Below are 21,350 nucleotides of genomic sequence, written 5' to 3'. Positions count from 1 at the left end.
TTGTCTTTAAAGCTTACTCGGCGGCGATCTTCGCCTGCGCGGCAGCCCGCGCATGGCGGCCATGCTTGAGGGCGATAGGGGCCATTTTTTCGCGGTCCAACTCACCCTCCCATGCGGCTACCACCAATGCCGCGACGGCATTGCCGATGATGTTGGTCAGCGAGCGGCACTCGGCCATAAAACGGTCGACACCCAGGATCAGCACCATCGCCGCCACCGGCACCGTGGGCACCACGGCCAGGCTCGCGGCCAGCGCCACAAAACCTGCACCGACCACCGCACCGGCGCCCTTGGAGGTCAGCATGGCCACCGCCAGCAAGGTCAATTGTTGCTCCAGCGGCAAGTGGATATTGGTGGCCTGCGCCAGGAACAACACCGCCAGGGTCATGTAGATGTTGGTGCCGTCGAGGTTGAAGGTGTAGCCGGTCGGCACCACGATGCCCACCACGCCTTTGGACGCACCCAGGCTTTCGAGTTTCTGGATCAGTTGCGGCAGCGCCGACTCCGACGAACTGGTGCCGAGCACAATCAACAGCTCCGATTTGATATAGCCCATCAGCTTGAAAATGCTGAAGCCGGCGTAGTGCGCGATGCTGCCCAGCACCACGGCCACAAAGAAAAACGCGGTGAGGTAAAACGTACCCACCAGCTTCAGCAGCGGCAGCAATGAACCCACGCCGTATTTGCCGATGGTGAAGGCAATCGCCCCAAACGCGCCGATGGGCGCCACGCGGCTGATGATGCCGACGATGCGAAAGAACACTTCGCTGGCCTGGTTGATCACGCCCACCAATGGCCGGCCTTTTTCCCCGACCATCACCAGGCCGACACCGAACAGTACCGAGACAAACAGGACCGGCAGGATTTCGCCCTTGGAGAACGCATCAAAAAACGTGGTGGGGATCACGTGCAGCAGGAACCCGGTGATGCCTTCGCCATGTTCGGCCTGGCCGACAAAACCGGCGATGGCCGAGCTGTCGAGGGTCTTCACGTCAATGTTGAAACCCACGCCCGGTTGCAGCAGGTGCGCGGCGAGGAGGCCGATCAGCAGGGCGATGGTGGAAACGATCTCGAAGTACAGCAGCGCCTTGCCGCCGACCCGGCCCACCTGTTTCACATCGTGCATGCTGGTGATGCCGGACACCACCGTGCAGAAGATGATCGGGCCGATGATCATCTTGATCAGCTTGATAAACCCGTCGCCCAGCGGCTTGAGGTCGATACCGATTGGCGGCCAGACATGGCCGATCAACACACCCAGCGCGATGGCGATGAGCACCTGGATATACAGGGTTCCCAGCAGTTTTCGGATTGTCATTGTTATTATCTCGGGATGTTTTTTGGGCAAAGCGAACCCGTCGCAGGTCATTGGCAGCCTGCGAGGCGGGTGTTTCAGATCACGGTGTCAGTGCACTCAGCGAAGGAAGGCCAGGACTTCGCCAAGCAATAACTCAGGTGCTTCCTCGGCGATGTAGTGGCCAGCCGGCAGGGCTTTGCCACGCACGTCGGTGGCGACTTTCTGCCATTCCTTGAGCGGCTCGAAGCAGCGGCCGACAGTACCTTCGGCGCCCCACATCACCAGCAACGGCAGGTTCAGATGGTTGCCGGCGTCGATGTCGGCCTGGTCGTGCTCAAGGTCTATACCGGCGGCAGCGCGATAGTCCTCGCAGATACCGCGAGCGGTGCCGGGCAGTTGCAGGCAGCGCAGGTATTCGGCGAAGGCTTCATCGGTGAATGGCTTGAGCCCGGCGCTGCGGCTGCCCATGACGCTGCGCAGGTACAGCTCGGGGTTGCTCTCGATCAGCGCTTCGGGCAACGGCGCCGGGCGGATCAGGAAGAACCAGTGCCAGTAGGCGCGGGCGAAGGCTTCGTCGGTCTGGGCGTACATCGATAAGGTGGGCGCGATATCCAGCAGCACCATGCGCTGCACGGCGGCGGGGTGGTCCAGGGCCAGGCGGTGGGCCACACGAGCGCCACGGTCGTGGGCCAGTACCGAGAAGGTGTCAAAGCCCAGGGCTTGCATCAGCTTGACGCCGTCGCGGGCCATTTCGCGTTTGGAATAGTTGGTGTGGTGGTCGTTGACGGGTGGTTTGCTGCTGTCGCCATAGCCGCGCAGGTCGGCGGCGACCACGGTGAATTGTTCGGCTAACTGTTCGGCGACTTTGTGCCAGATGACGTGGGTTTGCGGGTGCCCGTGCAGCAGGAGCAGACCGGGACCTGTACCGCCTTTGCGGTAACTGATGTCCACGCCGTTGACGTGGCACTGGTCTTTTTGGAATCCGGCGAACATGGAATGACTCCTCTTTGTAAGTGCTTGCATCGTGGAATCACGTGGGATTCGGGGCAAGGGGGAAAGCGTGGAGGGGTTGTTCATGAAGTGTGTAGGAGCGGGGTACATATCCGTTGCTGCGGTAACGGCTACTTAGGGTTCCGCCCTTACGGCGGGTCACGGATTCAAGCCTGCGTTCGGCCATCGTGGTTAACGGGGCGCCTCAGATCAAAAGCAGAGCACGGCGGCCTAGTAGCCGACCTGAGTGGTTAGGTCAAAAGCTAAAGCGGATCCGCATACACCGAAGATCTGCTTTTCTGTGGGAGCTGGCTTGCCTGCGATGCAGACACCTCGGTACATCAGGTACAACCGGTTGATGCTATCGCAGGCAAGCCAGCTCCCACATTGGATGTGCAGGGTTATTGAAACTTCAGCCTTGCTTGAACATTTCCGTGGCTCGCTCGCGAATCTGCGCTTCAGTCAGGTCCTCCTTGCGCGTAGCCAAAAACCACAGATGACCAAAGGGGTCTTTCACGCTAGCCGAGCGGTCGCCGTAAAACTGATCTTTTGGCTCAGACACCGAAAGGGCGCCTGCATCAATGGCCTGTTGGTACTGCGCATCCACGTCTCTCACATACAGGTGCAAACCGACGCTGGTGTGTTCGTCAGGGTTGCGCAAGGCCATTTCGGGGCAAGGCGAGCCGAGCATGATCGCCGAGTCACCGATGCGCAGCTCGGCGTGGCCGACCTTGCCATCGGGCATGTCCAGGCGCATGACCTGGGTAGCGCCAAAGGCTTTCTGGTAGAACTCGATAGCCTCGGCGGCGTTATCGATGCCCATATACGGCGTGACGCTGTGATAACCCTCAGGGATTGGCTTAACGCTCATATCGTTCTCCTCAGGTGGGGTTGTGAAGGTCCGGCCTTTTCACTATAGGCCACGCCCGCCGTGGCTTGCAGGTAACCGACGAGGTGTTGGCAACTCGGTTTAACTGACAGGCCGGGTTGTCTGCATCGCAGGCAAGCCAGCGCCCACATTGATTGGGTTTTCAGGTCAGGTTTCGGGGCTGGGCTCAAGTAATTGCGCGCCGGGCCCACATTCCCCCAGCTTGTCATCCTGATTACGCAGGGGACACGCCTCCAGCGATAAACACCCGCAACCAATACAACCACTGAGTTTGTCGCGCAGCAGCATCAGCTTGTTAATGCGTTCATCCAGATCCTCGCGCCACAGCGCCGACAAGCGTTCCCAGTCCTGTGCAGTGGGCGTGCGCCCGTCCGGCAAGGTCTGCAACGCCTCGCCAATGGTCGCCAATGGAATCCCCAAACGTTGTGCGATCTTGATCACCACCACGCGCCGCAACACATCCCGTGGGTAGCGCCGTTGGTTACCGGCGTTGCGGTTGCTCTTGATCAACCCCTTGGACTCATAAAAGTGCAGCGCCGTAACCGCCACGCCGCTACGTGCGGCGAGTTGGCCGACGGTGAGTTCCTTGGTAAGCATAAAAAACTCCAGATAAGCGCTTGACCTTGACTTAACTAGAGGTTTTACCCTGCGTGGCATCGAATCGCAAGATTCTGCCTACAGAGAGAGGGGAGTGTTCATGCAGGTATCAGAGAAAAATCGCAGCTTCACTCAGTTGATCGAGTTTCAGATCGAGCCCCGGCAGCAATTTGCCCTGGTAGCGGCCTTGTCCACCCAGAGCGAACGCCTGGCCCAGGGCCATGGCGGTTTTATCAATGCCAGTGTGCAAGTCAGCGACGACGGGCGGCGGGTGCTCAATTACCTGCAATGGCGATCGCGTGAGGACGGCGAGGCGGCGTTCAAGTGTTTTGAGCACGGCGAGGAAGACTTCTGGATGCTGATTCGCGCCCACCAGGCCACGGCGGTGACCTTCGGTTCATTCCAGGTGCTGCGCAGTTTCGAGCGCAGCCATGACAACGCGTTGCACTGCCGCCTAAATGGATAAATGCAGCATGCGCTCGCCTTGCACGTTTTCGCCGGGGCGGCGTTTGTTCACCGCCAACTCGCCGATCTTGATCAGGCGCGTGCGCGTGACGTTGCGGCTCAAACCCAGCAGGTTCGCGGTGTGCACCTGGTTGTAATGGCTGAAACGGTAAGCGGCGCGCAATAGCGCGTCTTCGACCTTTTCATGCAGGGCGCCGGCCTGTTCTTCGAAGAGCTTTTGAAAGGCGCGGGCCAGCAAGGCGTCGGCGCTGTTGTCGGTGCCGTGCTGGCTGTCGTCCTGGCGCTCGATGCGCATGTTCGACAGGCGCAGATCATCACGCTCGATCACGCCATTACGGCAGATCAGCAAGGTGTGGTGAATCACGTTTTCCAGCTCGCGGATATTGCCCGGCCAGCTGTAGCTTTTGAGCTTGTGCTCGGCCTCGCGGCTGATGGTGATCGGGCCGTAGCCCAGGCGCTGGCTATAGGCTTCGATAAAATGCCGGGTCAGCGGCAGGATATCGCCGGGGCGCTCGCGCAATGGGCTGAGTTCCAGGCTGACCACATCCAGGCGGTAGTAGAGGTCTTCGCGAAAGTGCCCCGCGTTGATGGCTTTTTCCAGCTGCACGTTGGTGGCCGCCAGCACGCGCACATCAATCGCAATGCTCTTGCGCGAACCCAGGCGCACCACTTCGCGTTCCTGTAGTACGCGCAACAGTTTGACCTGGATCGCCATCGGCAAATCGCCGATCTCATCGAGGAACAAGGTGCCGCCGTCGGCCTCTTCGAACCAGCCGGCCTTGGCGCTGAGGGCGCCGGTAAACGCACCTTTTTCATGCCCGAACAATTCGGCTTCCACCAGGGATTCGGAGAACGCGCCGCAGTTCACCGCCACAAAGGGCCGGTTGCGCCGCGCACTGAGGTTATGAATATGGCGTGCCACCAGCTCTTTGCCGGTGCCGGTCTCGCCGATGATCAGCACACTCGCTTCGCTGGGCGCCACTTGCTGGATATGGTCGAGCAGCGCCTGGGATTTGGGGTCTTCGAAGACCTGGGCCGTAGCGCGAATCGAGGTCGCGAGGGCGGGCGAGGGCGGTAAGGTTAACAGCTGCATGGGCACCTCTCTCAGGAGTAGAACGTCGGGATCGGCAGGGACTGGTTCAACGCCCAGTCCCCCAGTTCGTGGAGTTTGTAATCCACCGGGTCGTGCAGGGTTTGCGTGCGCAAGTTGCGCCAGTGGCGATCCAGGCGCAGTGAGGCATGGGTCGAGCGCGCGCCGGTGACTTCAAACAGGCGGCTGCACAGGTCCAGGCCTTGGCGGGTGGCGGCGACTTTGGCGGTGGCGATGGCAATGGCCAGTTCGCCACGTTGCTGTTCGCTTAAGCTGGCACCTTTGGCCCAGGCCTGGTCGAGCAATTCGCCTGCGCGTTCGACCAGCAGGCGCACGCCTTCCAGGGCCACCCAGAATTCGCCGTAGTGGTGCAGCACGTAAGGGTCCTGGCGCACATCGCCCGCCGAGGATTTGTGCCACGCACGGGTTTCGGTGCGGGTGTAGTTGCGCGCTTCTTCAAAGGCGCCTTCGGCAATCCCGAGAAACATATACGTGAACGTCAACTGCGCGATCAGCGGGCGCAGGCAGGCGAAGGGTGTGCTCAGCGGGCCGGGGTCGAGCAGCAACTCGGACTCTTCGACGCGCACCCGTTCAAAGCTGGCGCTGCCGCTGTCGGTTTGGCGCTGGCCGATGTTGTTCCAGTCGTTGTGCAACGTAATGCCGCTGCGCCCGCTGGGAATCGCGGCGATCAGCAGTTTGCCGCCGGCGCTTTCGTCCACGGCCGAGGCGATGAGCATTTCCGAATCGCTGGCGCCGGAGCAGAAGCTCTTCTTGCCGGAAAATTCTCGCCAGCCGCCGAAATCCTTGACCACCGTGCGCGTGTCCAGCGGGTTGAGGGCGTTGCCCCAGAACCAGTTTTTACGCGCAGTTTGCTCGAACCACGGCTGCCATTGGTCCGGGCGCGCAAACAGGCGCACGGTGGCGAGCATCAGGTGGTGAAAGCCGAAGACATGGGCGATGGAGCTGTCGACCTTGGCGAACTCGCGCACGATGCCCAGGGTTTCACTCCAGCGCGCGCCGAGGCCGCCGTATTGCGTGGGGATGCTCAGGGCCAGCAGGCCGCTTTGGCGCAGCGCGTCCCGTTCGGCCTTGGGCGTGCCGCCGCGCTCATCGCGTTCAACGGCGGTGAGGGCAAATTCGGCGGCCAGCAGCTTGGCGGTCTGCAAGGGTGAAGGCAGGACGCTGTGGGGGTTGGCTGTCACGCGGGGTTCCTCAATGTCTGTCTGGCAATCACGTTCAAATGTGGGAGCTGGCTTGCCTGCGATAGCATCGCTGTGGTGCAACTGAAACGCCGCGTCGTTTGCATCGCGGGCAAGCCCGGCTCCCACAGGAGAGCAGTGTCCACATAGGGGGGGGATTTCAGCGCGCTCAGGCTTTGGTGTTCGGCAACACATCATTGGCAATCATTTCGCCAAACGGCCCCGTGAGGTTGGTGATGCCGCGCCCGGCGAGGCTGGCGTAAGGTTCCGGCAACAGCGGGAACACCAGCTCGGCAAAGCGATAGGCTTCTTCCAGGTGCGGGTAGCCGGAGAAGATGAAACTCTCGATGCCAAGGTCGGCGTATTCCTGGATGCGTTCGGCCACCTGCTGCGGGTTGCCCACCAATGCGGTGCCGGCACCGCCGCGTACCAGGCCGACACCGGCCCACAGGTTGGGGGCGATTTCCAGGTTGTCGCGGCGCCCGTCATGCAAAGCCGCCATGCGCCGCTGGCCTTCGGAATCAAAGCGCGAGAAAGATTTTTGCGCCGCGGCGATGGTTTCATCGCTGATGTGTTCGATCAGTTTGGCGGCGGCTTTCCAGGCGTCTTCTTCGGTTTCGCGCACGATTACATGCAGGCGAATGCCGAACTTGACGGTGCGCCCATGGCGCGCTGCGCGTTCACGCACGTCGGCAAGTTTTTGCGCAACGGCGGCGGGTGGCTCGCCCCAGGTCAGGTACACGTCGACCTGCTCGGCGGCCAGGTCGTGGGCAGCATCCGACGAACCGCCGAAGTACAGCGGCGGATACGGCTTCTGCACCGGCGGGTAAAGCGCTTTGGCGTTCTGCACACGCAGGTGCTTGCCTTCAAAATCCACCGACTCGCCCTGCAACACACGGCGCCAGATCTGCAGGAATTCGTCGGAGACTTCGTAGCGTTCACTGTGGTCGAGGAAGCTGCCGTCGCCACGGTTTTCGTCGGGGTCGCCACCGGTGACCACGTTGATCAGCAATCGGCCGTTGGACAAGCGGTCCAGGGTCGCGGCCATGCGCGCCGACACCGTGGGCGAGATGATCCCCGGGCGAATCGCCACCAGATAACGCAGGCGTTCCGTCAGCGGTACCAGCGCCGAGGCGATTACCCAGGAATCTTCACACGAGCGCCCGGTAGGAATCAGCACGCCGAAGTAACCGAGGCTATCAGCCGCTTGCGCCACCTGCTTCAGATAATTGAGGGTGACCGGGCGCGCACCTTGGGTGGTACCGAGGAAATGGCCGTCGCCATGTGTGGGCAGAAACCAGAAAACATCCATGACAAATCCTTAAGCGATTTTCAGCAGAGAAGGGGAGTGCGCGGCAAACAGCGGCGCTGCGCGTTCTGCGGCCAGTTGAATGCGGGCTTTTAATAACTCGCTGGTTATTTGGTAGTCGGTGAAGTCAGCTTCGGTGGCGTACACACCGATCGGCAGGGTCAAGGCCTGGAAGAAGCTGAACAGCGGACGTAACTGGTGATCGAGGACCAGTGCATGGCGCTCGCTGCCGCCGGTGGCCGCGAGCAACACCGGAGTGTTGATCAAGGCGTTGAGGCCTACCAGGTCAAACAGGTGCTTGAGCAGGCCAGGATAGGAGCCGCGATACACCGGCGCGGCAACGATCAGCAGGTCGGCCTGTTCGATGGCCAACAGTTGCGTTTCGACCTCGGCCGGCAGTTCATCGCGTGAGAGTGCGCCGCCCAAGGGGCGGGCAATGTCACCCAACTCGATCAGGGTGGTCTGGATCGGCAGCAACGTGGCCAGTTCGGCCAGCACGGCCTGGGTCAATACCAAGGTGCGCGATGGGCGCCAGGTTCCGCCAGAGAGGGCAACGACATTCAGGGGCCGTGACATAGAACAGTTCCTTTTTCAACAGGGGTGGGTAGCAGGTGAAATGGAGCGTGTTGAGCAAGAGCTGTACCAATGGCTGCAAGCCTTGATTGGCGAGGGCTGCAGACGAACTGTTGAAAAAGGAACTGTTGCCTGGTTGCGGTTTTGTTGAATGACTGTTGCCTGGCCAACAGTTGCGTGGCGAACAGTGTCGGTTGCGCGCAGGGCCATTTATAGAAGGTTATGGTTATGCCGTAAACGAACGTATTTCCATATTTATAGATCTTAAATGAATATGAGTGGGCGGCTATCAAGCATGCCGGAACGGTTGATAGCGACTATCACGGCGGATGATTTTTCACTGTGCGAGGGCGGGAGTAGCCTGTGTTCATTGACTACAAACCTCCTTCGCAGGGCCTTCACCATGAACCACTTTCTGGCTGTTTCCTTAATAGTTGTCAGCGCTGTCCTTGCCGGATGTGCGACCCATCCTTCGCCTGAGTCGCGTCCTTATACCGCCGAAGAAACCAGGCAATTGGCCCTTGAAGCCTTGAGCCGTCGTGGCCTGTCGTTTGATGAATATCAACAGCAGCGGGCCGCGTTGACCGGGCAGCCACAGAAGCCGTTCGGCTTCGACCACCAGGGCGAAATGAACGCCGAACGCAGTGTGGTGATGCACGGTCGCCCCAGTTGAGCCGGCGCCAAGTGGCAAAAAGCCCGAGGATTCCCTTAAGGAACCTCGGGCTTTTTGTTTGCCATTGGGATACTTCAGCCTGTTAAGCTGAATTTCAGGAGCGTTCCTACGCACATTTGCATAAAGTGGTCCTTCTTTTATGGCATCCGACGGGTTAAACCTGACGACCTCTGTTCCGGTCGATGCCCTCCCGAGGCGCTGTCCTGGGGAATACGCTCTGCGAGTCTTAACGTCATGAATAAACGTCCGTTGTATTTCGACTACGCCGCCACCACGCCGGTGGATGAGCGGGTCATTCAAGTGATGGTCGAGTGTCTGGGCTTCAATGCCAACTTCGGCAACCCCGCGTCCAGCTCCCATGCGTTCGGCCAGGCGGCCCGGCACACGGTCGAGCAGGCACGGCGCCAAGTGGCCGAGCTGGTCGGTGCCCAGCCTGAGCAAATCGTCTGGACCTCCGGTGCCACCGAATCCAACAACCTGGCCATCAAAGGCGTGGCCCAGGCGCGAGGTGTGGCAGGTGGGCATATCATCACCAGCCAGATCGAACACAAGGCCACATTGGATACCGCGCGGCAGTTGCAGGACGCCGGCGTGGCCGTGACCTACCTGGTGCCGGACGCTGAAGGCTTGATCAGCGCCGAGGCAGTCAGTGAAGCCTTGCGCGAAGACACCTTCCTGGTGTCGCTGATGCTGGTAAACAACGAGTTGGGCACCCTCAATGACATCCCCGCCATTGGTGCGCGCGTACGTGAGCACGGCGCGCTGCTGCATGTGGATGCGGCGCAAGGCGCGGGCAAGGTCGCGATCGACCTGGCTGAATGGCCGGTGGACCTGATGTCGTTTTCTGCGCACAAGCTGTACGGACCCAAGGGCATTGGCGCGCTGTATGTTGGCCCGCGCGCGCAGCAGAAGGTACTGGCGCAGATTCACGGTGGCGGCCACGAAGGCGGGTTGCGCTCCGGCACCCTGGCGACTCACCAGATTGCCGGTATGGGAACTGCCTTCGCCTTGGCGGCGCAGTCCTTTGCTGAAGAAAAAGCCGCTATCGTCGCGTTGCGTCAGCGCCTGCTCAATCAGTTGGACACGATTGCCGGCGTGCGCCTCAATGGCAGCGCCACCCAGCGCATTCCCCATACACTGAGCCTCACGTTCACCGAGGGTGAATTTAATTCCCAGGCCCTGAGCGCAGGTATCGCGTTTTCGGCCACCTCGGCGTGCAATTCGGCGAGTAATGCGCCGTCACACGTGCTTCTGGCTTTGGGCCATGACGCACGCAGCGCCGGTCGAACTATTCGCTTGAGCCTGGGCCGGTTTACCACCGAGCAGGATATCGACGCGGCCGTGCAGTTGATCAAGGCCGCACTGGTCAATGCGCCGGCGTTCTGGGCGGTCTGATTTTTCAGTCACAACACATAACAATTATGAGTGGTTAGCAGGAGACATGATGAGCACGCAGCCTTTGACCCATGGAACGGTTCCCCAGCGCCTGGCGCATACCCGCGAACTGATGCGCCGCGAGGGCATCCATGCCCTGCTGGTGCCGTCGGCCGACCCGCATCTGTCCGAGTACTTGCCGGGTTACTGGCAGGGGCGGCAATGGCTGTCGGGGTTTTATGGCTCGGTAGGCACGTTGATTGTCACCGCGGATTTTGCCGGCGTGTGGGCCGACAGCCGTTACTGGGAACAGGCGACCAAGGAGCTCAAGGGCAGCGGCATCGAATTGGTGAAGCTGCAACCGGGCCAACCCGGCCCGCTGGAATGGCTGGCCGAGCAAACCCCGGAAGGCGGCGTGGTCGCAGTGGACGGCGCGGTGATGGCCGTGGCCTCGGCACGTACCTTGGGCGACAAGCTGGCCGAGCGCGGCGCTCGCCTGCGTACCGATATCGACCTGTTGAATGAAGTCTGGCAAGACCGCCCGGCCTTGCCGAACCAGCCGATCTACCCACACCTGCCGCCGCAGGCGACGGTCAGCCGTGGCGACAAACTCGCCGCCCTGCGTGCCAGCTTGAAAGAGAAGGGCGCCGATTGGCACTTCATCGCGACCCTGGATGACATCGCCTGGCTGTTCAACCTGCGCGGCGGTGATGTGTCGTTCAACCCGGTGTTTGTGTCCTTTGCCTTGATCAATCAACAGCAGGCCACGCTGTTTGTGGCGCTGAGCAAGGTCGATGCCGAGCTGCGCGCGGTACTGGAGCGGGACGGCGTGACCTTGCGCGACTACAGCGAAGTGACGGATGCGCTGCGTGCAGTTCCGGCGGGTGTCAGCCTGCAAGTTGATCCGGCACGCGTCACCACCGGTTTGCTGGAAAACCTCGATGCCGGCGTGAAGCTGGTCGAGGGCTTGAACCCGACCACGCTGGCCAAGTCGCGCAAAAGCCTGGCGGACGCCGAACATATCCGCCAAGCCATGGAGCAAGACGGCGCGGCGCTTTGTGAATTCTTCGCCTGGCTGGACAGTGCGTTGGGCCGTGAGCGCATCACCGAGCTGACCATCGACGAGCACTTGACCGCCGCGCGTACCCGTCGCCCCGATTATGTGTCGCTGAGTTTCAACACCATCGCAGCGTTCAACGCCAACGGTGCGATGCCGCATTACCACGCCACCGAAGAAGAGCATGCGTTGATCGAAGGCGATGGCCTGTTGCTGATCGACTCCGGCGGCCAGTACCTGGGCGGCACCACGGATATTACGCGCATGGTGCCCATCGGCACGCCAAGCGACGAGCAGAAACGCGACTGCACGCGCGTGCTCAAGGGCGTGATTGCTTTGTCGCGTGCGCATTTCCCCAAGGGCATTCTCTCGCCATTGCTGGATGCCATCGCCCGTGCGCCGATCTGGGCCGAAGGCGTGGACTACGGCCACGGTACAGGTCATGGCGTAGGCTATTTCCTGAATGTGCACGAAGGTCCGCAGGTGATCGCCTACCAGGCCGCCACCGCACCGCAAACCGCAATGCAGCCGGGGATGATTACTTCGATTGAACCAGGTACCTATCGCCCGGGTCGTTGGGGCGTGCGCATCGAGAACCTGGTGTTGAACCGCGAAGCAGGCAAGACCGAGTTCGGTGATTTCCTCAGGTTTGAAACCCTGACCCTGTGCCCGATCGACACCCGTTGCCTGCAGCCGTCGTTGCTGACGGCGGATGAGCGCGAATGGTTCAACGCTTACCACGCCGAGGTGCGTGAACGCCTGAGCCCGCTGCTCAGTGGTGCAGCCTTGGAATGGCTGCAGGTACGTACCGCCGCTATCTGATCGGTTGCCGTTCAGGGGCCTTGCCCCTGGCCGGCTGGCGTCGATTGGGGGCCGACACCACCTAATTCGCCGATACGCAACGTGACATGGATCCGCACCGCTTCGACCGGCATACGGTAAACGCCGCTTGCGATTTGCTCGCAAGCGGCGCTCAGGGGCGCCTGGCGATCGAGTTTTAGCGGAGCGCTTCGCGCACAAATTCCAGACGGTCCTGACCGAAGAACAGGTCATTGCCTACAAACATACTGGGTGCACCGAATACCCCGCGCTGAACAGCCTGTTCGGTTTTGTCCTTGAGGGCGGCTTTTACCTTTTCATCGTTGGCCAGGTTCAGGACTTCCTCTGGGTCGAAACCGGCCTCACTCAGCACGGCGGCCACGACGGCGGGGTCGCCCAGATGTCGACCTTCGACCCAAATGGCGCGAAACAGGCAGTCGATGAAGGCCTGGAAGCGCTCGGGCTGGCGCATCTGGATACCCATGACGGCACGCATCAGCACCAGGGTATTGATCGGGAAGTGCGGGTTGAACTTGAGCGCCACGTTGTAGCGTTTGGCGTATCGCGCCAAGTCATCAAACATGTAACGACCTTTGGCCTGCACGCTGATGGGGGAGGCGTTGCCGGTGGCTTTGAACACGCCACCCAGCAGCATGGGTTGATACACCAGTTGCGCACCGGTCTCGGCGCAAAGCGCAGGCAATTGCGTATAGGCCAGGTAAGTGGCCGGGCTGCCGAGGTCGAAAAAAAATTCCAGGGTTTTACTCATCGTCGATTCTCGCTGCTTATTGTTGTTCTTGACCGGGGGCGGCGTGCCTACCAGGGTTCACTCCAGGGGCGCAGGTCCAGTTCGAAGGTCCAGGCGTCGCGTGGTTGGCTATGCAGGTACCAATAGTTGTCGGCGATGTGTTCGGGGTTGAGGATGCCGTCCTGATCTTTCTGCGCGTATTTTTGCGGGAAATTGTCGCGAATAAAATCTGTGTCGATAGCGCCGTCGACCACCACGTGGGCCACATGGATGTTCCTGGGCCCCAATTCCCGCGCCATGCTTTGCGCGAGCGCACGGATACCGTGTTTGGCGCCGGCGAATGCGGCAAACCCTGCACCGCCACGCAGCCCGGCAGTGGCGCCGGTGAACACAATAGTGCCGCGTTCGCGGGTGACCATGCGTTTAGCGACTTCGCGGGCATTCAGGAACCCGGAGAAGCAGGCCATCTCCCAGATTTTGAAATATTTGCGCGCGGTTTCTTCGAGGATGCTGCACGGCACGTTAGCGCCGATATTGAAGACGAAAGCTTCGATGGGGCCAAGCTCGGTTTCTATCTGCTCAACCAGCGCGATCACCTCATCTTCTTTGCGCGCATCACAGGCAAAACCGTGGGCTTCTCCGCCCGCCGCCTGAATGCTCTCGACCAAGGGCTGTAGTTTATCGGCACTGCGACGGGTGACGCAGGCTACATAGCCTTCACGGGCAAAGCGTCGGGCAATGGCGCCACCGGTTGCATCACCGGCACCAACCACCAATACGATTTTTTTGTTGGGTGTCATGGGAACTCCGTTGCTCGAGTGTCGGGCAGGAGTGTAGCCGCAGCAGAGCGAAGGGCGTGTAAAGAGAAAGGAGCAGCCGGAAGAGGACTGCTCGGGCGGTCATTTACAGATGACGATCATACTGCGGCTGGTGTAGCCGGCAGGGTTGATACCGAAAGGATAGTCGCCTGGCTCTTCGGAATTGTCACCGGACTTGGCGATAACCCGGTAGCCCTTGGCGCCGCAGGAGTTGGCTGCACTGGTGTAGCACTGGTCCCAGGAGGAGGACAGGCCGGAACAGTTGATGTGCATGCCTTTTTTGCCCCGTTTCACTTCTGTCTTGGTGGTCGCAGCACAGCCAGCAATGCCCACGACCAGTAACAGTATCAAAATTCGTTTCATTACTATCCTTATAGCCGCGTCGCAAAAAGGCTCGATGCAGGCTTAACTCGCTCTCGATTGTAGCGTTCAGCTGTCCCTGTCGAAATTCTCCATGAAAGACATTCGTTTACGGCTTAAACATGGCCTAAATGAGCGGCAAATGCCAGAGCTGCCTGCGATGAGAATCAATCGGCTGGCACCAACGGTTTGGATTCGTTGCGCATCGTCAGTGTGGCACCGACGGAGGCGAAGATAATGCAGGTGATTGCCAGCCATTGCGCGAGGGACAAGTGCTCCTGCAGGAAGAACAGACCGGAGAGCGCGCCGAATGCGGGCTCAATGCTCATCAAGGTGCCGAAGGTGCGAGCGGGCAGGCGAGTAAGCGCGACCATTTCCAGGGTATAGGGCAAAGCGGTGGACAAGATGGCTACACCGATAGCAACGGGAATCAGCGAGGGCGTCAGCAGTGCGGCGCCGGCATGGACGATGCCGATCGGCGCCACGAACAAAGCGGCGATCATCACGCCGAGGGCGGCGGTTTGCACGCCGTTGTCGTTGCCGGCTTTTTGCCCAAACAGGATATAGAGTGCCCAGCAAACGCCAGCGCCCAGTGCATAAGCGGCGCCGATCAAGTCGATGCCGGTGCTGGTTTCTCCGGTGGGGATCAACAACAGCAGGCCCGCGACCGCGAGACCGATCCATACAAAGTCCACCGCCCTGCGCGAGGCATAGATAGCCACGGCAAGCGGGCCGGTGAATTCCAGCGCTACTGCGATGCCCAGGGGGACTGTACGCAAGGACATATAGAAGAGGAAGTTCATGCCGCCCAATGCCATGCCGTAGACGATGACAGTGCGCAGGGACTTGGCCGTGAGCTTGGCGCGCCATGGACGTAAGAGCAGCAGCATGATCACACTGGCGAAAATCAGCCGCAGAGTAGTAGTGCCCTGTGCGCCGACTATGGGGAACATGCTCTTGGCCAGCGAGGCACCCGACTGGATGGAGGCCATGGCGATCAACAGCAGGCCGACCGGGAACAATGCCGAGGCCAGGCTGCGAGGTGGAGTGGTCATTGGGGCGGGTGTCCGAAGTCGTGGTAAAGAAGCAGAGCGGCTATGATGCTTAACCGGCGGCTTTTGAGCAATATATTGCTCAGCTTTGGTTGCTGTCCTCTTTATATACAAAGGGATAGGGCTTTTTGGGGTTTTTGATAGAGAATCTAAATTAAGTGTTGACGGCGTTTTATATCTGTCTATAATTCGCCCCACTTCCGGCGCAGTCGAAACGGAAAACTCCTTGGTAAACAATGAGTTACGAAGTTTTCGGCAGCAAGTTGCTTCAGTTCATCGAAGCCAAAAGGAAGTTGAAAAAGAGGTGTTGACAGCAGCGTGTAACGCTGTAGAATTCGCCTCCCGCTAACGAGAGATCGTAAGCGCAAGTGGTTGAAGTTGTTGAAGAATTCTTCGAAAGCTTCTGAAAATAATCACTTGACAGCAAGTGAGGCTGCTGTAGAATGCGCGCCTCGGTTGAGACGAAAGATCTTAACCAACCGCTCTTTAACAACTGAATCAAGCAATTCGTGTGGGTGCTTGTGGAGTCAGACTGATAGTCAACAAGATTATCAGCATCACAAGTTACTCCGCGAGAAATCAAAGATGTAACCAACGATTGCTGAGCCAAGTTTAGGGTTTCTTAAAAACCCAAAGATGTTTGAACTGAAGAGTTTGATCATGGCTCAGATTGAACGCTGGCGGCAGGCCTAACACATGCAAGTCGAGCGGTAGAGAGGAGCTTGCTCCTCTTGAGAGCGGCGGACGGGTGAGTAATGCCTAGGAATCTGCCTGGTAGTGGGGGATAACGTTCGGAAACGGACGCTAATACCGCATACGTCCTACGGGAGAAAGCAGGGGACCTTCGGGCCTTGCGCTATCAGATGAGCCTAGGTCGGATTAGCTAGTTGGTGAGGTAATGGCTCACCAAGGCGACGATCCGTAACTGGTCTGAGAGGATGATCAGTCACACTGGAACTGAGACACGGTCCAGACTCCTACGGGAGGCAGCAGTGGGGAATATTGGACAATGGGCGAAAGCCTGATCCAGCCATGCCGCGTGTGTGAAGAAGGTCTTCGGATTGTAAAGCACTTTAAGTTGGGAGGAAGGGCAGTAAATTAATACTTTGCTGTTTTGACGTTACCGACAGAATAAGCACCGGCTAACTCTGTGCCAGCAGCCGCGGTAATACAGAGGGTGCAAGCGTTAATCGGAATTACTGGGCGTAAAGCGCGCGTAGGTGGTTTGTTAAGTTGGATGTGAAATCCCCGGGCTCAACCTGGGAACTGCATTCAAAACTGACTGACTAGAGTATGGTAGAGGGTGGTGGAATTTCCTGTGTAGCGGTGAAATGCGTAGATATAGGAAGGAACACCAGTGGCGAAGGCGACCACCTGGACTAATACTGACACTGAGGTGCGAAAGCGTGGGGAGCAAACAGGATTAGATACCCTGGTAGTCCACGCCGTAAACGATGTCAACTAGCCGTTGGAAGCCTTGAGCTTTTAGTGGCGCAGCTAACGCATTAAGTTGACCGCCTGGGGAGTACGGCCGCAAGGTTAAAACTCAAATGAATTGACGGGGGCCCGCACAAGCGGTGGAGCATGTGGTTTAATTCGAAGCAACGCGAAGAACCTTACCAGGCCTTGACATCCAATGAACTTTCTAGAGATAGATTGGTGCCTTCGGGAACATTGAGACAGGTGCTGCATGGCTGTCGTCAGCTCGTGTCGTGAGATGTTGGGTTAAGTCCCGTAACGAGCGCAACCCTTGTCCTTAGTTACCAGCACGTAATGGTGGGCACTCTAAGGAGACTGCCGGTGACAAACCGGAGGAAGGTGGGGATGACGTCAAGTCATCATGGCCCTTACGGCCTGGGCTACACACGTGCTACAATGGTCGGTACAGAGGGTTGCCAAGCCGCGAGGTGGAGCTAATCCCACAAAACCGATCGTAGTCCGGATCGCAGTCTGCAACTCGACTGCGTGAAGTCGGAATCGCTAGTAATCGCGAATCAGAATGTCGCGGTGAATACGTTCCCGGGCCTTGTACACACCGCCCGTCACACCATGGGAGTGGGTTGCACCAGAAGTAGCTAGTCTAACCTTCGGGAGGACGGTTACCACGGTGTGATTCATGACTGGGGTGAAGTCGTAACAAGGTAGCCGTAGGGGAACCTGCGGCTGGATCACCTCCTTAATCGACGACATCAGCTGCTCCATAAGTTCCCACACGAATTGCTTGATTCATTGAAGAAGACGATAGAAGCAGCTTTAAGCTCCAAGCTGATAGCTCTTAGCTAATCAGTGACGCTCGAAATTGGGTCTGTAGCTCAGTTGGTTAGAGCGCACCCCTGATAAGGGTGAGGTCGGCAGTTCGAATCTGCCCAGACCCACCAATTTTGTTATGGGGCCATAGCTCAGCTGGGAGAGCGCCTGCCTTGCACGCAGGAGGTCAACGGTTCGATCCCGTTTGGCTCCACCATTAACTGCTTCTGCTGTTAGAGTTTAGAAATGAATATTCTGAAGTGAATATTGATTTCTAGTCTTTGATTAGATCGTTCTTTAAAAATTTGGGTATGTGATAGAAAGATAGACTGAACGTTACTTTCACTGGTAACGGATCAGGCTAAGGTAAAATTTGTGAGTTCTCTTAGTTGAGAAATTCGAATTTTCGGCGAATGTTGTCTTCACAGTATAACCAGATTGCTTGGGGTTATATGGTCAAGTGAAGAAGCGCATACGGTGGATGCCTTGGCAGTCAGAGGCGATGAAAGACGTGGTAGCCTGCGAAAAGCTTCGGGGAGTCGGCAAACAGACTTTGATCCGGAGATGTCTGAATGGGGGAACCCAGCCATCATAAGATGGTTATCTTACGCTGAATACATAGGCGTAAGAGGCGAACCAGGGGAACTGAAACATCTAAGTACCCTGAGGAAAAGAAATCAACCGAGATTCCCTTAGTAGTGGCGAGCGAACGGGGACTAGCCCTTAAGTGGCTTTGAGATTAGCGGAACGCTCTGGAAAGTGCGGCCATAGTGGGTGATAGCCCTGTACGCGAAAATCTCTTAGTCATGAAATCGAGTAGGACGGAGCACGAGAAACTTTGTCTGAATATGGGGGGACCATCCTCCAAGGCTAAATACTACTGACTGACCGATAGTGAACTAGTACCGTGAGGGAAAGGCGAAAAGAACCCCGGAGAGGGGAGTGAAATAGATCCTGAAACCGTATGCGTACAAGCAGTGGGAGCCCACTTTGTTGGGTGACTGCGTACCTTTTGTATAATGGGTCAGCGACTTATTTTCAGTGGCGAGCTTAACCGAATAGGGGAGGCGTAGCGAAAGCGAGTCTTAATAGGGCGTCTAGTCGCTGGGAATAGACCCGAAACCGGGCGATCTATCCATGGGCAGGTTGAAGGTTGGGTAACACTAACTGGAGGACCGAACCGACTACCGTTGAAAAGTTAGCGGATGACCTGTGGATCGGAGTGAAAGGCTAATCAAGCTCGGAGATAGCTGGTTCTCCTCGAAAGCTATTTAGGTAGCGCCTCATGTATCACTGTAGGGGGTAGAGCACTGTTTCGGCTAGGGGGTCATCCCGACTTACCAAACCGATGCAAACTCCGAATACCTACAAGTGCCGAGCATGGGAGACACACGGCGGGTGCTAACGTCCGTCGTGAAAAGGGAAACAACCCAGACCGTCAGCTAAGGTCCCAAAGTTATGGTTAAGTGGGAAACGATGTGGGAAGGCTTAGACAGCTAGGAGGTTGGCTTAGAAGCAGCCACCCTTTAAAGAAAGCGTAATAGCTCACTAGTCGAGTCGGCCTGCGCGGAAGATGTAACGGGGCTCAAACCATACACCGAAGCTACGGGTATCACGTAAGTGATGCGGTAGAGGAGCGTTCTGTAAGCCTGTGAAGGTGAGTTGAGAAGCTTGCTGGAGGTATCAGAAGTGCGAATGCTGACATGAGTAACGACAATGGGTGTGAAAAACACCCACGCCGAAAGACCAAGGTTTCCTGCGCAACGTTAATCGACGCAGGGTTAGTCGGTCCCTAAGGCGAGGCTGAAAAGCGTAGTCGATGGAAAACAGGTTAATATTCCTGTACTTCTGGTTATTGCGATGGAGGGACGGAGAAGGCTAGGCCAGCTTGGCGTTGGTTGTCCAAGTTTAAGGTGGTAGGCTGAGATCTTAGGTAAATCCGGGATCTTAAGGCCGAGAGCTGATGACGAGCTAACTTTTAGTTAGCGAAGTGGTTGATGCCATGCTTCCAAGAAAAGCTTCTAAGCTTCAGGTAACCAGGAACCGTACCCCAAACCGACACAGGTGGTTGGGTAGAGAATACCAAGGCGCTTGAGAGAACTCGGGTGAAGGAACTAGGCAAAATGGCACCGTAACTTCGGGAGAAGGTGCGCCGGTGAGGGTGAAGGACTTGCTCCGTAAGCTCATGCCGGTCGAAGATACCAGGCCGCTGCGACTGTTTATTAAAAACACAGCACTCTGCAAACACGAAAGTGGACGTATAGGGTGTGACGCCTGCCCGGTGCCGGAAGGTTAATTGATGGGGTTAGCTAACGCGAAGCTCTTGATCGAAGCCCCGGTAAACGGCGGCCGTAACTATAACGGTCCTAAGGTAGCGAAATTCCTTGTCGGGTAAGTTCCGACCTGCACGAATGGCGTAACGATGGCGGCGCTGTCTCCACCCGAGACTCAGTGAAATTGAAATCGCTGTGAAGATGCAGTGTATCCGCGGCTAGACGGAAAGACCCCGTGAACCTTTACTATAGCTTTGCACTGGACTTTGAATTTGCTTGTGTAGGATAGGTGGGAGGCTTTGAAGCGTGGACGCCAGTCTGCGTGGAGCCAACCTTGAAATACCACCCTGGCAACTTTGAGGTTCTAACTCAGGTCCGTTATCCGGATCGAGGACAGTGTATGGTGGGTAGTTTGACTGGGGCGGTCTCCTCCTAAAGAGTAACGGAGGAGTACGAAGGTGCGCTCAGACCGGTCGGAAATCGGTCGTAGAGTATAAAGGCAAAAGCGCGCTTGACTGCGAGACAGACACGTCGAGCAGGTACGAAAGTAGGTCTTAGTGATCCGGTGGTTCTGTATGGAAGGGCCATCGCTCAACGGATAAAAGGTACTCCGGGGATAACAGGCTGATACCGCCCAAGAGTTCATATCGACGGCGGTGTTTGGCACCTCGATGTCGGCTCATCACATCCTGGGGCTGAAGCCGGTCCCAAGGGTATGGCTGTTCGCCATTTAAAGTGGTACGCGAGCTGGGTTTAGAACGTCGTGAGACAGTTCGGTCCCTATCTGCCGTGGACGTTTGAGATTTGAGAGGGGCTGCTCCTAGTACGAGAGGACCGGAGTGGACGAACCTCTGGTGTTCCGGTTGTCACGCCAGTGGCATTGCCGGGTAGCTATGTTCGGAATAGATAACCGCTGAAAGCATCTAAGCGGGAAACTAGCCTCAAGATGAGATCTCACTGGAACCTTGAGTTCCCTGAAGGGCCGTCGAAGACTACGACGTTGATAGGTTGGGTGTGTAAGCGCTGTGAGGCGTTGAGCTAACCAATACTAATTGCCCGTGAGGCTTGACCATATAACACCCAAGCAATTTGACTACTCGAAAGAGCATCATATTGCGGTGTGTGAAGACGAGATGAACCGAAAGTTCGACGCTCACAAAACACCGAAAGCTGTCACATACCCAATTTGCTGAAGCGAAGCCATCTGGCTACGACTCAGTACCCGAATTTCTTGACGACCATAGAGCATTGGAACCACCTGATCCCATCCCGAACTCAGTAGTGAAACGATGCATCGCCGATGGTAGTGTGGGGTTTCCCCATGTGAGAGTAGGTCATCGTCAAGATTAAATTCCGAAACCCCTGATTGCTAACGCAATCAGGGGTTTTGTTTTGGGCGCTCGAAAAGCGCCAACTTCAAAACCTCTACGCCTTGATCAGCTCAATCGGCATCATCCCGATCGCCATTCTCACACGCGCCCTGCACAAAGCTGGAAGGTCATGTGATTGATCGCACTTGC

At 57.8% G+C, this 21,350-nt stretch carries 16 protein-coding genes, 2 tRNA genes and 3 rRNA genes; 9 read left to right on the top strand and 12 right to left on the bottom strand.

Annotated elements, in window-relative coordinates:
- Window positions 1-13: 13 nt before the first annotated feature.
- The 4 genes from AB4P96_RS21825 to soxR form a co-directional block, all read right to left on the bottom strand.
- Window positions 14-1,318: a dicarboxylate/amino acid:cation symporter gene (locus AB4P96_RS21825; RefSeq protein WP_395600074.1), complete on the bottom strand. Its 1,305-nt coding sequence runs from the start codon at window positions 1,316-1,318 to the stop codon at window positions 14-16.
- A 96-nt stretch (window positions 1,319-1,414) separates the two neighbouring features.
- The gene (locus tag AB4P96_RS21820) at window positions 1,415-2,290 is read right to left on the bottom strand and encodes an alpha/beta fold hydrolase (protein WP_170040041.1); all 876 of its coding nucleotides are present in this window, start codon (window positions 2,288-2,290) and stop codon (window positions 1,415-1,417) included.
- 409 nt (window positions 2,291-2,699) lie between these two features.
- A complete protein-coding gene (locus AB4P96_RS21815; RefSeq protein WP_236448255.1) occupies window positions 2,700-3,158 on the bottom strand; it encodes a VOC family protein in 459 nt (152 codons plus the stop codon).
- Between the two features lie 165 nt (window positions 3,159-3,323).
- Window positions 3,324-3,773 carry a redox-sensitive transcriptional activator SoxR gene (soxR, locus tag AB4P96_RS21810; RefSeq protein WP_099547892.1) on the bottom strand — a complete coding sequence of 150 codons (450 nt, stop codon included), beginning with the start codon at window positions 3,771-3,773 and terminating at the stop codon, window positions 3,324-3,326.
- 100 nt (window positions 3,774-3,873) lie between these two features.
- Here soxR and AB4P96_RS21805 point away from each other — a divergent pair, with 100 nt between their 5' ends.
- A complete protein-coding gene (locus tag AB4P96_RS21805; protein ID WP_099547893.1) occupies window positions 3,874-4,239 on the top strand; it encodes an antibiotic biosynthesis monooxygenase in 366 nt (121 codons plus the stop codon).
- On the opposite strand, the gene AB4P96_RS21800 is transcribed toward AB4P96_RS21805, so the two are convergent.
- From AB4P96_RS21800 to msuE, 4 genes are all read right to left on the bottom strand, one after another.
- Entirely contained in the window at window positions 4,228-5,331 is a 1,104-nt protein-coding gene (locus AB4P96_RS21800) for a sigma-54-dependent Fis family transcriptional regulator (RefSeq protein WP_017136346.1), read from the bottom strand. The two genes, AB4P96_RS21805 and AB4P96_RS21800, sit on opposite strands and share 12 nt — an antisense overlap.
- 11 nt (window positions 5,332-5,342) lie before the next feature.
- Window positions 5,343-6,530, bottom strand: coding sequence for an acyl-CoA dehydrogenase family protein (locus tag AB4P96_RS21795; RefSeq protein WP_017136345.1), 1,188 nt, complete (start codon window positions 6,528-6,530; stop codon window positions 5,343-5,345).
- A gap of 166 nt (window positions 6,531-6,696) precedes the next feature.
- Window positions 6,697-7,839 (bottom strand): FMNH2-dependent alkanesulfonate monooxygenase, encoded by a 1,143-nt coding sequence (ssuD, locus tag AB4P96_RS21790; protein WP_017136344.1) that lies wholly within the window; start codon window positions 7,837-7,839, stop codon window positions 6,697-6,699.
- A 9-nt stretch (window positions 7,840-7,848) separates the two neighbouring features.
- Window positions 7,849-8,412, bottom strand: coding sequence for an FMN reductase (gene msuE, locus AB4P96_RS21785; RefSeq protein ID WP_017136343.1), 564 nt, complete (start codon window positions 8,410-8,412; stop codon window positions 7,849-7,851).
- A 400-nt stretch (window positions 8,413-8,812) separates the two neighbouring features.
- Between msuE and AB4P96_RS21780 the strand changes: the two genes are divergently transcribed.
- The 3 genes from AB4P96_RS21780 to AB4P96_RS21770 all read left to right on the top strand — a co-directional run bounded on the left by AB4P96_RS21780 (window position 8,813) and on the right by AB4P96_RS21770 (window position 12,335).
- Window positions 8,813-9,082, top strand: coding sequence for a hypothetical protein (locus AB4P96_RS21780; RefSeq protein WP_138453707.1), 270 nt, complete (start codon window positions 8,813-8,815; stop codon window positions 9,080-9,082).
- Between the two features lie 234 nt (window positions 9,083-9,316).
- Window positions 9,317-10,477 (top strand): cysteine desulfurase family protein, encoded by a 1,161-nt coding sequence (locus AB4P96_RS21775; protein ID WP_186618335.1) that lies wholly within the window; start codon window positions 9,317-9,319, stop codon window positions 10,475-10,477.
- Window positions 10,478-10,526: 49 nt separating this feature from the next.
- Window positions 10,527-12,335 (top strand): aminopeptidase P family protein, encoded by a 1,809-nt coding sequence (locus AB4P96_RS21770; protein WP_186618334.1) that lies wholly within the window; start codon window positions 10,527-10,529, stop codon window positions 12,333-12,335.
- A 175-nt stretch (window positions 12,336-12,510) separates the two neighbouring features.
- Here AB4P96_RS21770 and AB4P96_RS21765 read toward each other — a convergent pair whose 3' ends face one another.
- The 4 genes from AB4P96_RS21765 to rhtA all read right to left on the bottom strand — a co-directional run bounded on the left by AB4P96_RS21765 (window position 12,511) and on the right by rhtA (window position 15,313).
- On the bottom strand, window positions 12,511-13,101 hold the full coding sequence (locus tag AB4P96_RS21765; protein ID WP_186618333.1) for a 2-hydroxychromene-2-carboxylate isomerase: 591 nt from the start codon (window positions 13,099-13,101) through the stop codon (window positions 12,511-12,513).
- A gap of 47 nt (window positions 13,102-13,148) precedes the next feature.
- Complete coding sequence (locus AB4P96_RS21760; protein WP_099547899.1) at window positions 13,149-13,880, bottom strand: SDR family oxidoreductase; 732 nt, start codon at window positions 13,878-13,880, stop codon at window positions 13,149-13,151.
- Between the two features lie 99 nt (window positions 13,881-13,979).
- A complete protein-coding gene (locus AB4P96_RS21755) occupies window positions 13,980-14,261 on the bottom strand; it encodes a hypothetical protein (protein WP_017136337.1) in 282 nt (93 codons plus the stop codon).
- A gap of 164 nt (window positions 14,262-14,425) precedes the next feature.
- Window positions 14,426-15,313 (bottom strand): threonine/homoserine exporter RhtA, encoded by an 888-nt coding sequence (gene rhtA / locus AB4P96_RS21750; protein ID WP_017136336.1) that lies wholly within the window; start codon window positions 15,311-15,313, stop codon window positions 14,426-14,428.
- Window positions 15,314-15,952: 639 nt separating this feature from the next.
- Here rhtA and AB4P96_RS21745 point away from each other — a divergent pair.
- The 5 genes from AB4P96_RS21745 (at window position 15,953) to rrf (ending at window position 21,176) form a co-directional block, all read left to right on the top strand.
- Window positions 15,953-17,489, top strand: a 16S ribosomal RNA gene (locus AB4P96_RS21745).
- A 122-nt stretch (window positions 17,490-17,611) separates the two neighbouring features.
- Window positions 17,612-17,688 (top strand) — tRNA-Ile (locus AB4P96_RS21740).
- 10 nt (window positions 17,689-17,698) lie between these two features.
- Window positions 17,699-17,774: transfer RNA gene (locus tag AB4P96_RS21735), tRNA-Ala, on the top strand.
- Window positions 17,775-18,011: 237 nt separating this feature from the next.
- Window positions 18,012-20,903: ribosomal RNA gene (locus AB4P96_RS21730) — 23S ribosomal RNA — on the top strand.
- 157 nt (window positions 20,904-21,060) lie between these two features.
- Window positions 21,061-21,176 (top strand): 5S ribosomal RNA (gene rrf, locus AB4P96_RS21725).
- Together the 16S, 23S and 5S rRNA genes with 2 tRNA genes alongside form the textbook arrangement of a ribosomal RNA operon.
- Window positions 21,177-21,350 lie beyond the last annotated feature (174 nt).

This window comes from Pseudomonas sp. B19125, from assembly GCF_044218855.1.
In the GTDB taxonomy this organism is placed as follows: domain Bacteria; phylum Pseudomonadota; class Gammaproteobacteria; order Pseudomonadales; family Pseudomonadaceae; genus Aquipseudomonas; species Aquipseudomonas edaphica.
Note: the sequence above shows the minus strand (reverse complement) of the source record. Positions and strands in the feature narration are given on the sequence as shown.